Origin of the sequence: Actinacidiphila paucisporea (assembly GCF_900142575.1) — a bacterium.
In the GTDB taxonomy this organism is placed as follows: Bacteria; Actinomycetota; Actinomycetes; order Streptomycetales; family Streptomycetaceae; genus Actinacidiphila; species Actinacidiphila paucisporea.
This window is the reverse complement of the sequence record NZ_FRBI01000002.1, coordinates 324,198-337,665: the sequence shown is the minus strand read 5'-3', so window position 1 is coordinate 337,665 and position 13,468 is coordinate 324,198. Positions and strand designations below refer to the sequence as shown.

The following is a 13,468-nucleotide window of genomic DNA, read 5'->3' as shown; positions in this document are numbered from 1 at the left end:
AGGGGCGAGCCGCGCGGTCAGCGGCGGCGCAGCCGGCGGAGCCGGGCGCCGAGTACCCGCCTGGCGCCCTCCATGCCGTCCGCCACGCGCAGGACCAGGGACCTGCCGCCGGTGATGTGCGTCTGCACCAGCAGGATCTGGCCGGTGCGGCGCAGGACGACGCCACGGCCCGACGCCTGGCCGTCCGCGGCCCGCACCTCGACCGGGGTGCGCTGCGACGTACCGGCGTAGCGGATCTCCGCGCGGACGTGCCAGACGGCGAGCCGTCCGCCGCGGGCCAGCTCGGCGGTGTTCAGCCGGACGGCGGCCGACCAGGTCCCCCCCTCCCCCACCAGCGGGGTCTCCATGCTGGTCGGGACGTCCGGGGTGCCCCGCTCGACCAGTTCCACCCGCAGTGCCACCGGGTGCAGCGCGGCCAGCCGTCCGTACAGGTCGTGCACCCGCAGCGTGAGCCTGGCGGTCGTGCCGGTCTGCACCATGGCGTCCACGACGGCGGGCAGCTCGCGCGGTTCCAGCTCGGCCAGCTCGGGCGGCGGGGTGTCGCCGTACGGCGGTACGAGCCGCGGCGGGCGTCCGGCCAGCTCCACCAGCCGCCCGAGCCCCGCGATGCCCGGCTCGGGCCGGTCGGCGCCCGGCGCGGTCAGCGCCCGCACGATCCAGCGGGACGGCACCGAGGCCCTCGCGACCGCCTCCCGCTCGAAACCGCTCACATAGTCGCGGGTGACCCGCCACCAGTCGGTGACGTACGCCGCCGAGCGCTGCGGGAGCTCGCGTACGTACATCGGCAGGTCGTAGTCGAGGAACTTCGCCTGGGCGGCGAGCGCCAGGTCGTGTGCCGCGGCCTCCTCGAAGGTGTCGACGACCTCCCGGTGCGCGGCGATCCGCTGCCGCCAGTTGGCGATGCCGGCCCGGCGCAGCGAGATGGACTGGGTGGCGGCCTGCCGCCGGACGTTCCAGGTGTAGACCGGCGCGTCGATGTAGGCGATACGGGGCCGGGCCGCGTAGAGGCGGGCGGTGAAGACGAAGTCCTCGTAGTGGAAGGCGCCGTCGGGGAAGATCAGCGAGCGGTCGCGCAGGAAGGCCGTGCGGTAGAGCTTGTTGACCGACAGGGTGTCCTTGAGGACCTCGGGGTGCTCGGCGACGCCTCGCAGGAGGGTGCCGGGCAGTTTGGCGCCGGCCGCGGTGTCGTAGAGCTCCGGCGCCCAGACGGTCTCCCGGCCGTCGGGCAGCTCCCGGCGGACCGCCCGCCCGGCGGCGACGTCCGCGGTGTGCCGGTCGGCCGCCGCGAGCAGCGCGTCCACGGCGCCGGGCGGCAGGACGTCGTCGCTGTCGAGGAACAGCAGGTAGGGATACGTCGCGGCGGTCATGCCGTCGTTGCGGGGGGTGCCGCACCCGCCGCTGTTGGCGGTCCTGCGCAGCACCCGCACCCGTGCGTCGTCGGCGAGGGCGCCGACCGCCTCAGCGGTGCCGTCGGTCGAGCAGTCGTCCACGACGATCACCTCGCCGACCTCGTCACCCTGCGCCAGGGCGGATCGCACCGCGGTGGTGACATGGTCCACGTCATTGTACGAAATCACGACGACGCTGACGCGTGCCATCGGTCGATCCTCGCTTCTGCCTGAGCGGGCGGACGGGCGGCTGTCACGGGTCGCCGCCTTCGGGCCGACCGTGGTGATCACCATCGAGTACAAGATACTATTTGTCGCTTTAGTAAGCTGTCACTCGGGTGAACGCCCACTTTACCCACCGGGTCTCCCCACTGAACACTCCCGACCGACGCACGTAAAACCTCGAAGTGCAGGATTTCGCACCCTAGGCTGACCGCAGAGCGTGCGGCGGAGGGTGCCGCCACATCCCCCCACCTACATGCGGCGCGGAAAGTGATCTCCATGCGACTGTCGATCGTAGTTCCCTGCTACAACGAAGAAGCCGTCATCGACCTCTTCGACCTGCGGATCAGGGAGACCCTGGACACGCTCGCCATCGACTACGAGCTGTGCTACGTCGATGACGGCAGCAGGGACGAGACGCTCGAACGGCTCCGCGGGCTCGCCAAGAACAACCCCGGCAGCACCCGTTATGTCTCCTTCAGCCGGAATTTCGGCAAGGAGGCCGGCATGCTGGCCGGCCTGCGCGAGGCCACCGGCGACGCGGTCGTCCTGATGGACGCGGACCTCCAGCACCCGCCGGAGCTGATCTCCCGGATGCTGGAGCTGTACCACCTCGGCCACGACCAGGTCATCGCGCGGCGCAGCCGCGAGGGCGACAAGAAGATGCGCTCGGCCGTCAGCCGGCTGTACTACCGCATGATCAACAAGTGGGTCGACGTCGAACTGACCGACGGCGTCGGCGACTTCCGGCTGCTGTCGCGCCCGGCGGTGGACGCACTGCTGTCCATGCCGGAGTACAACCGCTTCTCCAAGGGCCTGTTCTCCTGGATCGGCTTCGACACCGTCACCTTCGACTACCGCAACGCCGCCCGCGAGGCCGGCGAGACGAAGTGGCGCTTCGGGGCGCTGATCAACTACGGCATGGACGGGCTGATCTCGTTCAACAACCGCCCGCTGCGACTGGCGATCTACGCCGGCCTCGGCCTTGCCGCTCTCGCGGGGGTCTACGCGGCGGTGATCACCGTCCAGGCGATCATCCAGGGGCCCACCGCGCCGGGTTACGTGACGCTGCTCGTCACCGTCACCGGCCTCGGCGGGCTGCAGATGATGATGCTCGGGCTGATCGGCGAGTACATCGGCCGCATCTACTACGAGACGAAGCGCCGCCCGCACTTCCTGGTCAAGGAGACGAACGCGCCGCGCGCCTTCCGCGTCGGCGACCAGGCCGGGGCGCCCGCCACCGAGGAGCGGGTCCCGTCCGAGAAACGAGTCCCGTCCGAGAAGCGGGACCGGTCGGAGATCCGGTGAGCGCCACGATGCCCAAGCTCTCGCCGCAACTGCTGCAGATCGTCCGCTTCGCGCTGGTCGGCGGTGTCAACACCGCGACCTTCTACGGCTTCTATCTGGCGCTGCATCCGGTGATGCCGTACTTCGCCGCGTACTCAATGGCGTTCGTGCTGAGCATGATCGGCTCGTTCTTCCTCAACACGTACTTCACTTATCGCACCCGGCCGACGTGGAGGAAGTTCTTCCTCTTCCCGCTGACGAACGTCACGAACTACGTGGTGACCAGCATCGGCGTCTACGCCTTCGTGGAGTGGGCCCACATGAACGACAAGATCGCCCCGCTGGTCGCCGCGGCGGCGGCGATCCCCTTCACGTACCTCCTCTCCCGCCGCATCCTGACCAAGGACACCCCACCGGCCACGGTGTTCTGACCCGATAGCCGGAGCACAGATCGAGGCCCCCTGGACCGCGTCCAGGGGGCCTCGATCTGCCGGAACGAGTTTCCGTCCGGGAACCGGTGCGCCGCGAGGCCGGCACGGCTACTCGAACGGGTTGAAGTCCCGGTACTCCGCCTCCGCGTCATCGCGTTCGGCCTGCTTGTCGCGGCGGCGGGTGACGGCGGCGCGCGGGGCGTCGAAACGGTGGTCCTCGCCGCGGCGGCCGAGCATTTCGGCGCCGGCGGCCATGGTGGGCTCCCAGTCGAAGACGACCGCGTCCTCGTCGGGGCCGATGGCGACGCCGTCGCCCGGCTTGGCGCCGGCCTTGAGGAGTGCGGCCTCGACGCCGAGGCGGTTGAGGCGGTCGGCGAGGTAGCCGACGGCCTCGTCGTTGGTGAAGTCGGTCTGGCGTACCCAGCGCTCCGGCTTCTCGCCGCGCACGCGGAAGAGGTCGTCCTCCTCGGCGGTGACCGTGAAGCCCGCGTCGTCCACGGCCTGCGGGCGGATGACGACCCGGGTGGACTCCTGGACCGGCTGGGCCGCGCGCGTGTCGGCGACGATCTTCGCGAGGGCGTACGACAGTTCCTTCAGGCCCTCGTGGGAGACCGCGGAGACCTCGAAGACCTGGTAGCCGCGGGACTCCAGCTCGGGCCTGATGATCTCGGCCAGGTCGCGCCCGTCGGGCACGTCGATCTTGTTGAGCACCACGATCCGCGGCCGGTCCTCCAGCCCGGCGCCGTACGCCCGCAGCTCCGCCTCGATCACGTCCAGGTCGGTGGCCGGGTCACGGTCGGACTCCAGCGTCGCGGTGTCCAGGACGTGCACGAGCACCGAGCAGCGCTCCACGTGCCGCAGGAACTCCAGGCCCAGACCCCGCCCCTCGCTGGCGCCGGGGATCAGTCCGGGCACGTCGGCGATCGTGTAGACGGTCGAGCCCGCGGTCACCACGCCGAGGTTCGGCACCAGCGTGGTGAACGGGTAGTCCGCGATCTTCGGCTTCGCCGCCGAGAGCACCGAGATCAGCGAGGACTTGCCGGCGCTGGGGTAGCCCACCAGCGCCACGTCCGCCACCGTCTTCAGTTCGAGCACCACGTCCCGCGCGACACCCGGCTCACCGAGCAGCGCGAAACCCGGCGCCTTGCGGCGGGCCGAGGCCAGCGCCGCGTTGCCGAGGCCGCCGCGGCCACCCTGCCCGGCGACATACGTGGTGCCCTGGCCGACCAGGTCGGCCAGCACGTTGCCATGCCCGTCCATCACGACCGTGCCGTCCGGCACCGGCAGCACCAGGTCCGTACCGTCCTTGCCGGACCGGTTGCCGCCCTCCCCCGGCTTGCCGTTGGTGGCTTTGCGGTGCGGGCTGTGGTGGTAGTCGAGCAGCGTCGTGACGTCCTGGTCCACCACCAGGACCACATCGCCGCCGCGGCCGCCGTTGCCGCCGTCGGGGCCGCCCAGCGGCTTGAACTTCTCCCGGTGCACGGAGGCGCAGCCGTGGCCCCCGTTACCCGCGGCGACATGCAATTCGACGCGGTCCACGAAGGTGGTCATGGCATTTCCTCCAGATACATACGGGTCTGCGCGCATTCGCGTGCAGTCATAACGCGCCGAGGGCGGCCCCGCTTCCCGTGTGCCGGGAAGCGAGTCCGCCCTCGGAAGAGTCCTCAGCGTGCCGTTCAGGCAGCCGGAACGATGTTCACGACGCGACGACCGCGCCTCGTGCCGAACTCGACCGCACCGGCCGACAGCGCGAACAGCGTGTCGTCCTTGCCGATGCCGACGCCGGAGCCGGGGTGGAAGTGGGTACCGCGCTGGCGGACGATGATCTCACCGGCGTTGACGACCTGGCCGCCGAAGCGCTTCACGCCGAGCCGCTGAGCGTTGGAGTCGCGACCGTTCCGGGTGGACGATGCGCCCTTCTTGTGTGCCATCTCTCCTCAGTCCCTTACTTCGCAGCCGCAGCGGGGATGCCAGTGATCTTCAGCGCCGTGTACTGCTGGCGGTGACCCTGGCGACGGCGGTAACCGGTCTTGTTCTTGTAACGCAGGATGTCGATCTTCTGGCCCTTGTGGTGGTCGACGATCTCGGCCTCGACCTTGATCCCGGCCAGCACCCACGGGTCGCTGGTGACGGCTTCGCCGTCCACCACGAGCAGCGTCGAGAGCTCGACGGCGTCGCCGACCTTGCCGGTGGGAATCTTGTCGACCTCGACGATGTCGCCGACGGCCACCTTGTGCTGGCGGCCACCGCTACGCACGATCGCGTACACGTTGAACTCACTCTCTGCTCGATTCGGACCCCTGATGCCAGCCGTCCCATGTCTTACGCGGGGGGCCTCTCCCGGCTGACCGGGAGGAACGTGCTCAGGAGAATGGCGCAGAAACGCCGAAGCTCAACTTTACGTAGCGCCTCCGGCCCGGTCAAATCCCCTCGGGGTTGCCCCCCGCGACCCCTTCGCCGCGTACGGCGCTTCCCCCGCGCAAAGGGGTACCCCCCAGGGGCGCGGGGAACTGCGCGCTCAGCCACCCACCGGCCGGTGGTCCGGTACAGATCGGACAGCCCCTTCGGGCCGGTGACGACCCGCGGCCGGTCGACGGCTGGTCGCGCAGTTCCCCGCGCCCCTGGGGGGCGCCCCCTTGCGCGTTGGCGTGGGGGTCCCCCGACACGCCCGCGGGGCGCGCCTCGCCGTGCGAACGGGGTCGGGCGCGCCCCACGGGGCGGCGGGGGTGGCGGGGACTACTCCGCCGGGGTCGTGGCCTTCTTGGCCGCGGCCTTCTTCGTCGTCTTCTTAGCCGCCGTCTTCTTGGCCGCCGCCGCCTTCTTGGCGGGGGCCTTGCGGGGCGCCCGCTTCTTCGGCTCGGCCTCGACCTCGGCCGCCTCCGAGGGGGCGGACTCGGGGGCGGTCGTCGCGACCGCGGCCACCACGATCTCGGTGTCCTCGCCCGCCGCGGGCGAACCCGCGGGGGCGGTCACCTTGCGGGTCGCACGGCGCCGCGTGCGCACCGGCGGCTCGGTGGAGACCTCCGGCTCGGGCTCGGCGGCGGCCGCCGGAGCGGCCGGCGCCTCGGCGGCGACGACCACGACGGCCGCGTCCTCGGCCGCCGCGGGCGAACCCGCGGGAGCCGTGGCCTTGCGGGTCGCACGGCGCCGCGTGCGGGCCGGCGGCTCGGCGGAGCCCTCGGGCTGCGGCAGCACTGCCACCGGCTCGACGTCCGGCTCGCTCACCGGGACGACGACGAAGGCCTGGTCGGCCTCCCCAGCCGCCGCGGCGGGCGCCCCGGCGGGCGCGGTCGCCTTGCGCGCGCCCCGCCGCCGGTTGCGGCCGCGGGACGGGCTCGCGGCGGCCTCCGCCTCCGCGGCACTGCCGAACCACTCCTCCTCGGGGTCGCCGACCGCCGGGACGAGGTCGGACTCGCCGACCTCGATCGGCTCCAGCTCGGGCAGCTCGTCCGCCTCGGTCTCGACCTCCGCCTCGATCTCGACGTCGGCCACGTGCTCGTGCCCCTTGGCGCCGCGCCGCTTGCGCTTGCCGCCGCCGCCGCCGATGGTCGTGGCCTGGTCCATGTGGACGATGACGCCGCGCCCGTTGCAGTGGACGCAGGTCTCGGAGAAGGACTCGAGCAGGCCCTGGCCGACCCGCTTGCGGGTCATCTGGACCAGGCCGAGCGAGGTGACCTCGGCCACCTGGTGCTTGGTGCGGTCCCGGCCGAGGCATTCCAGCAGCCGCCGCATGACCAGGTCGCGGTTGGACTCCAGGACCATGTCGATGAAGTCGACCACCACGATGCCGCCGAGGTCCCGCAGCCGCAGCTGCCGGACGATCTCCTCGGCCGCCTCCAGGTTGTTGCGGGTGACGGTCTCCTCCAGGTTGCCGCCCTGCCCGGTGAACTTGCCGGTGTTGACGTCGACGACGACCATCGCCTCGGTCTTGTCGATCACCAGCGAACCGCCGGACGGCAGCCACACCTTGCGGTCCAGCGCCTTGAGCAGCTGCTCGTCGATGCGGTATGTCGCGAAGACGTCCACCTCCGACGTCCAGCGGGACAGCCGGTCGGCCAGGTCGGGTGCGACGTGGGTGACGTACTCGTGGATGGTGCTCCAGGCCTCGTCGCCGCTGACGATGACCTTCGAGAAGTCCTCGTTGAAGATGTCCCTGACGACCCGGACGGTCATGTCGGGCTCACCGTAGAGGAGCGTCGGCGCGTTGGAGCCGCCGCCGTTCTTCGCCTTGCGCTGGATGTCGTCCCACTGCGCCTGGAGGCGCTCGACGTCGCGGCGCAGCTCGTCCTCGCTGGCGCCCTCCGCGGCGGTGCGGACGATGACGCCGGCGTCCTCGGGGACGATCTTCTTCAGGATCGTCTTGAGCCGGGCGCGCTCGGTGTCGGGCAGCTTGCGGCTGATGCCGGTCATCGAGCCCTCGGGCACGTAGACCAGGTAGCGGCCGGGCAGGCTGACCTGGCTGGTGAGGCGGGCGCCCTTGTGGCCGATCGGGTCCTTGGTGACCTGGACCAGCACCGGCTGGCCGGACTTGAGCGCGGACTCGATGCGGCGGGGGCCGCCGGACAGGCCGAGCGCCTCGAAGTTGACCTCACCGGCGTAGAGCACCGCGTTGCGGCCCTTGCCGATGTCGACGAAAGCGGCCTCCATGGACGGCAGCACGTTCTGGACCTTGCCCAGGTAGACGTTGCCGACGTAGGAGGTGGCCTGCTCCTTGTTGACGTAGTGCTCGACGAGGACGTTGTCCTCCAGCACGCCGATCTGGGTGCGCTCGCCGTTCTGCCGCACCACCATGACGCGCTCGACCGCCTCGCGGCGGGCCAGGAACTCGGCCTCGGTGATGATCGGCACCCGGCGGCGGCCCTGCTCGCGGCCCTCCCGGCGGCGCTGCTTCTTGGCCTCCAGACGGGTGGAGCCCTTGATGGACTGCACCTGGTCGGCGCCGGTACCGAGCGGTTCGGGGCTCTGCCGCGGCTCGCGGACCTTGACGACCGTACGCTCCGGGTCGTCGACGTCGCCGCCGTGCGAGTCATCCGCGCCGGAGTCGCCGCCACGGCGACGGCGACGGCGGCGACGGCGGCTGCTGGTGCTGCCGCCGGCCCCGCCGCCCTGCGGGTGGTCGTCCTCGTGCTCGTCAGCGGACTCGGCCTCGTCGTCCTGCGACTCGTCCTCGTCCTCGTCCTGGTCGGACCCGTTCTCGTCGTGCTCGGCGGAGTCGCCGCGACGACGGCGGCGGCCACCACGACGGCGGCGCCGGGACGACGGGCGGTCCTCGCCGTCCTCGCCCTCGCCGTCCTCGGCCTCCTCGGCCTCGACCTCGGCGGTCTCGGTGCTCTGCGCGGCCTCGGGCTGCTCGGCCTCCACCGCGGCGCCGCCCCTGCGGCGACGGCGGCGGCGCGGGCCGCCACCCTCGTGCTCCTCGGCCTCGGGCTCGGGCTCGGCTTCGGGCTCCGCCTCCTCGGCCGCCGCGGGCGCGGCGGTGGGGGCGCCGAAGACCGGCGGCTGGAAGACCGCGGTCGGCGGCTGCACGACCCGGCGGCGGCCGCGCGCGGGCGCCGCCTCGGTCCGCACGTCGAGCGTCAGCGACTCCGCCGGGATGCCGAAGGCGTCGGCCAGCGCGGTCACCGCCTGCGCGGCGGCGTCCTCGGGCGTGGCGCCGTAGCCGCGGATCTCGTAGGCGTCGTCGACCTCGACGGCCCAGCCGTCGCCGTCACGCAGCGCCCTGCCGGTGTACTCGGTCGCGGGCGCGGCGGTGTCCGCGTCCGCGCCGCCTTCGTGCTGGGGGGCCAGCGCGCCGGGCTTCAGGCGCCGGGAGCCGTCACCGCCGGGTGCGGAGAAGGTCGCGGCGGGCGCCGCCTTCTTCCGCGTCCGCCGGGCCCGCCCTGCGGGGGCGGCCTCCTCGGCGGGGGCTTGGGCCGCGGCCGGCTGCGTACGGGCGGGGGCTTGCGCGGCGGGGGCTTGCGCGGCGGGCTCCTCCGCGACAGCGGGGGAACCGGCCGGGGCGGTCGCCTTGCGGGTGGCACGACGCCGGGCACGGGTGGGGGCCTCGCCGGAGACCGCGGGCTCGGCGGGCTGCTCCGCCGCGGCGGGCGCCGCGACCTCGGCAGCGGGCTCCTCCGCGACGGCGGGCGAACCGGCCGGGGAGGTCGCCTTACGGGTCGCACGGCGCCGGGCACGGGCCGGAGCCGCGTCGGAGACCGCGGGCTCGGCGGCCTCGGCGGGCTGCTCCACCGCGGCGGGCGCCACGACCTCGGCGGCGGGCTCCTCCGTGACGGCGGGCGAACCGGCAGGCGCCGTCGCCTTACGAGTGGCACGACGCCGCGGACGGGCCGGAGCGGCCTCGGACCCGGCGGCCTCGTCACTCGCGGGTGCGGCGGCCTCGGCGGCCGGCTCCTCCGCGGCGGGCGCGGTCGCCTTGCGGGTGGCACGGCGCCGGGCGGGCGCCGCTGTCTCCTCGGCCTCGGCGGCGGGCTCCTCCGTGACGGCGGGGGAACCGGCCGGGGAGGTCGCCTTGCGGGTGGCGCGACGGCGGGCGGGCGCCGAGGCCTCGTCGGGCGCCGGAGTCTCGTCGGCGGCGGCGGGCGCGGTGGCCTTGCGGGTCGCGCGGCGGCGCGGTGCCGCGTCCTCGGAGGTCGCGGCCTCCGAGGCGGGCGCTTCCGTGCTCGCGGCGGTCTTACGGGTCGCGCGGCGGCGCGGTGCGGCGGCCTCGGGGGCGTCACCGGAGTCGGTGGTCGCGGCGGGCTCTTCCGTGCTCGCCGCGGTCTTGCGCGTACGGCGCCTGGCCGGGGCGGCCTCGGCCGCGTCGTCCGCGGCGGCAGGGCCGTCCGCGGTCGCGCCGGCCGGCGGGCCGGCGGGGCGGGAGGCGGCGCGGCGGCGGCGGGCCGGAGCGGCTTCCGCGGGGGTCTCGCCTGCGGTGGGCTGGGAATCGGTCTGGTCGGGCATTTCGGGCAGTGCTCCCGTCATGCTCCCGGGCGCCGCGTCCAGGTCGGAGGTGGCAGGCCGCTTGGATCGCGGGGGCCGCCCTCCGGGGCGCGGGCGCCGCACGGGAGCTGCTGTGTCGCTCGTCGGCCGCCCGTTCTGGTGGCCGGCGAAAGTCTCATGTGGTCTGCGGCGCCGGACCCGGGTGGCTCCCTGGTGCGTCGGCGACGCGTGACGACGTGGCTAAGCGGAACCGGCGGACACCGTCACGGCGTCGCGATCGGGCGCGAGCGGGTCGGTGACCGTCCCGGTGTCCTCGTCGAGCGGCCCCTGCGCCAGCCTGGTCACCGCAGCGGGGACCGGCGGCGCGAGGTCGGCCGTCGCATGGAGGCCGGACAGTACGTCGTCGGGTCGCACGGCAGGTGTCAGGTGTCGCACAACCAGGCGCAGTATCGCACAGGCCTGGGCCTGCGGCCTATCGGCACCCTGGTGTGTCGTGTCGTCCGGGTCTCCGTCGCCCTCGACGACCTCGAACCGCGTGACCGCGGCCCGGCAGTCGAAGGTGCGGATGCCGTTCTTGGTGCTGCGCTGTACTTCCACGGCGTCCGCGGCCAGGAAGGCCGCGACCGCCCGCCGGGCGACCTCGGGCTCGACCCCGTCGAGCCTGAGCTGCCAGACCGACGCTTCGAGGCGTTCCGCCAGGCCCGACGTGCGGGCCTCGACCGCCTCGACGACGTCCAGACCGGCCGGCAGCGACTCGTCAAGCAGCGCCCGCAGCAGCTCCGGGTCGCGGAACCGCGCCAGGCCGATCTCCAGATACTCCGCTTCGCTGCCGACACCCGTGGGCGCGGCGTTGGCGTACGACACCTTGGGGTGTGGGGTGAACCCCGCCGAATACGCCATCGGCACCTCGGCGCGGCGCAGGGCCCGCTCGAAGGCGCGCTGGAAATCGCGGTGGCTGGTGAACCGGAGGCGGCCACGCTTGGTGTAGCGCAGTCGGATGCGCTGCACCGCGGGTGCGGGCGGCGGGCCTTCGGGCTGTCGCTTGCCCAGTGTCGTTCAGTCCCTACGTGCGAATCGGGGGTACGTCGTCCCGTCCAAGGTTACGCCGCGCCGCACGGCCCCGCCGCCGCCCTCAGCGGTCGTCGTCGCGGCGCGCGAAGTCCGTCCGGGGGTCGGGCCGCGGCCGCACGGGAGCGGGCGCCGGCGCGCTGCGGGTCGGCGGCGCTCCGAGCAGTGCCCGGCGTACGGTGCGCCGCACCTCGGCGACGGCTTCCGCGACCGGCCGCAGGACCGCGTGCGCGAACCACCGCAGCGCGGGGCCGAGGGTCCAGCCCCACACCCACGCCACCGGCACGGCGATCAGCACCCGCCCGAGCCAGGCCAGCGCCCGCCCGACCGCCCGCGACACGTACGCCGTCCCGCGCCACGCGACGGCCAGCGCCGCGCCGATCTCCCGGGCCACCGGCACGACGAGCCGCCGCCACACGAAGCCCACCGGGACGACCAGCAGGTAGCGCACCAGGAACGCCACGGCGGCGGCGATCGCGCGGGCCACCGGCAGGAACAGCACCCGGCCGACCGGGGCGAGCACGTACCGCCACAGCGCGACGAGCGGCCACACCACCAGCCAGCGCCACAGGAAGCCGATCGCGGCGCCGACGGGTACGAGGACGTACCGGTGGAGCGCGGCCAGCGGCCACACCACCAGGTACCGCCACACGAACGCCAGCGGCGGGCGCAGGACGTGACGCCACAGCCACCCGCAGGTGGCGGCCAGCAGGTCCCACAGCAGCCGTATCGGCAGTACGACGACGAACGCGACGACGCGTACGGGCAGCCGTATCGCGGCGGCCAGGCAGCCGTCCCCACCCTCCGGCGCCGGGCGCCGGACCTCCCCCTGATATGTCATGGCCAGAACCTAACCGACCGCCACGCCCCCGAGCAGCGGGAACCCTCACGGGCGGGAAGGCGACCGCCCGCCGCAAGGGGCCGTCAGCCCCGGGCGGGAAGCCCCACGAGACCGATGAGGAACCGGTCGAGCTGTTCCGGGAAAGGCGGCCACGGCGTATCGCAACGATTGATCCGAAGCGACACGCTGCCATGCACCGCCGCCATGAGGTCGAGGGCCGTGGCCCTCGCGTCCCGCCGCGGAGCCAGGCCGGCGTCGACACAGCGCTGGACCGCGGTCACACAGCTCTCCAGGAAGCCCCGCTTGAAGCGCAGTTCGACCCGCTGGTTGAGAGTGCTCTCGTAGAGCACCTTGTACAGCCCGGCGTGCTCCTGCGCCCGCGTCCCCAGCAGCAGCGTCCTCGCGCGGAGCGCCTCCGCGGGGTCGGCCGCCGCCGCCTCCGCGGCCTCCATCGCGCGTCCGATGTCGGCGGCGAAGCGTTCGAGGGTGGCGAGGACGAGAGCGTCGCGGTCGGCGAAGTGCAGGTAGACGGATGTGGCGGCGATGCCGACCTCGCGGGCCACCGCCCGCAGCGACAGCGCCTGGTCGTCCGCGAGCACGTCCAGCATCCGGGCCGCCGTGGTGATGATGTCGGCCCGCAGCCTCTCGCCCTTGCCGCGCGGGTTGTTGCCGCACCTGACTCCGCTCCGGGCTGGAGTGGTCGCATCCATGAAGGCGATGGTAAGGGCAGAACCCGTAGGACTACAGTTGTAGCGCTACGGCCGTTCGGGCAGCGCAACACCGTGGAGGCACCCGTGGATCCCAGCAGGGACATGCCCGTCGAGGCACCGGTGGACACCCTGACGTACCACCAGGGGTGGGACAGGTTCCCCGAGTTGACCGACCGCGAGAAGGTCGCGCTGTGCGTCGTCGCCGACATCTGCCGGCAGACGCTGGGCATGCCGTTCGAGTCGCACGGCACGATGGGGCTCACCCACGGCGTGTCCGGCGACGCCCTGCGCGAACTGCTCATCTTCCAGGGCGACTACGCCGAACTGCAGCGCCATCTGTACGCCGGCACACCGCGGCTGACCGTACGGGAGCGGGTCTTCGGCTCGCTGACCGCCGACGTGCTGCACGGCGAACTCGACGGGGCCTTCGCCGTCCACGTGTCACGGGCGCTGGCGATCGGCGCGACCCCCGACGACGTGCGGGCCGTGATCCGCTTCTCCGGACTCTTCGGAGCGGCCGAGGCCTGGCACGGCCTGCGTGCCGCCGAGCAGTTGCTCCCCGCGACACCCGGGATCGCGGACCCCTTCGTCGCGTAGCGCCGG

The 13,468-nt window shown here is 73.2% G+C and carries 11 protein-coding genes; 3 read left to right on the top strand and 8 right to left on the bottom strand.

The window, feature by feature from the left end; translation table 11 throughout:
• Positions 1 to 17: 17 nt before the first annotated feature.
• Positions 18 to 1,598, bottom strand: a complete 1,581-nt coding sequence (locus BUE44_RS04590) for a glycosyltransferase family 2 protein (RefSeq protein ID WP_073493970.1) — start codon at positions 1,596 to 1,598, stop codon at positions 18 to 20.
• Between the two features lie 291 nt (positions 1,599 to 1,889).
• On the opposite strand from BUE44_RS04590, the gene BUE44_RS04585 reads away from it, so the two are divergent.
• A complete protein-coding gene (locus BUE44_RS04585) occupies positions 1,890 to 2,918 on the top strand; it encodes a glycosyltransferase family 2 protein (RefSeq protein WP_073493968.1) in 1,029 nt (342 codons plus the stop codon).
• 8 nt (positions 2,919 to 2,926) lie between these two features.
• Positions 2,927 to 3,328, top strand: a complete 402-nt coding sequence (locus tag BUE44_RS04580; protein WP_073494534.1) for a GtrA family protein — start codon at positions 2,927 to 2,929, stop codon at positions 3,326 to 3,328.
• Between the two features lie 108 nt (positions 3,329 to 3,436).
• Here the strand turns inward: BUE44_RS04580 and obgE are convergent, their stop codons facing one another.
• The 7 genes from obgE to BUE44_RS04545 all read right to left on the bottom strand — a co-directional run bounded on the left by obgE (position 3,437) and on the right by BUE44_RS04545 (position 12,865).
• A complete protein-coding gene (obgE, locus tag BUE44_RS04575) occupies positions 3,437 to 4,879 on the bottom strand; it encodes a GTPase ObgE (RefSeq protein WP_073493966.1) in 1,443 nt (480 codons plus the stop codon).
• A gap of 125 nt (positions 4,880 to 5,004) precedes the next feature.
• Positions 5,005 to 5,259, bottom strand: coding sequence for a 50S ribosomal protein L27 (gene rpmA, locus BUE44_RS04570; protein WP_073493964.1), 255 nt, complete (start codon positions 5,257 to 5,259; stop codon positions 5,005 to 5,007).
• A gap of 14 nt (positions 5,260 to 5,273) precedes the next feature.
• Positions 5,274 to 5,597, bottom strand: a complete 324-nt coding sequence (gene rplU / locus BUE44_RS04565) for a 50S ribosomal protein L21 (RefSeq protein ID WP_033172875.1) — start codon at positions 5,595 to 5,597, stop codon at positions 5,274 to 5,276.
• Between the two features lie 467 nt (positions 5,598 to 6,064).
• A complete protein-coding gene (locus BUE44_RS04560) occupies positions 6,065 to 10,267 on the bottom strand; it encodes an Rne/Rng family ribonuclease (RefSeq protein ID WP_073493962.1) in 4,203 nt (1,400 codons plus the stop codon).
• Between the two features lie 219 nt (positions 10,268 to 10,486).
• Positions 10,487 to 11,254: a TIGR03936 family radical SAM-associated protein gene (locus BUE44_RS04555; protein WP_073493959.1), complete on the bottom strand. Its 768-nt coding sequence runs from the start codon at positions 11,252 to 11,254 to the stop codon at positions 10,487 to 10,489.
• Between the two features lie 124 nt (positions 11,255 to 11,378).
• Positions 11,379 to 12,155: a hypothetical protein gene (locus tag BUE44_RS04550; RefSeq protein WP_073493957.1), complete on the bottom strand. Its 777-nt coding sequence runs from the start codon at positions 12,153 to 12,155 to the stop codon at positions 11,379 to 11,381.
• A gap of 83 nt (positions 12,156 to 12,238) precedes the next feature.
• The gene (locus BUE44_RS04545; protein WP_073493955.1) at positions 12,239 to 12,865 is read right to left on the bottom strand and encodes a TetR/AcrR family transcriptional regulator; all 627 of its coding nucleotides are present in this window, start codon (positions 12,863 to 12,865) and stop codon (positions 12,239 to 12,241) included.
• A gap of 84 nt (positions 12,866 to 12,949) precedes the next feature.
• Between BUE44_RS04545 and BUE44_RS04540 the strand changes: the two genes are divergently transcribed.
• A complete protein-coding gene (locus BUE44_RS04540) occupies positions 12,950 to 13,462 on the top strand; it encodes a carboxymuconolactone decarboxylase family protein (RefSeq protein ID WP_143172468.1) in 513 nt (170 codons plus the stop codon).
• Positions 13,463 to 13,468 lie beyond the last annotated feature (6 nt).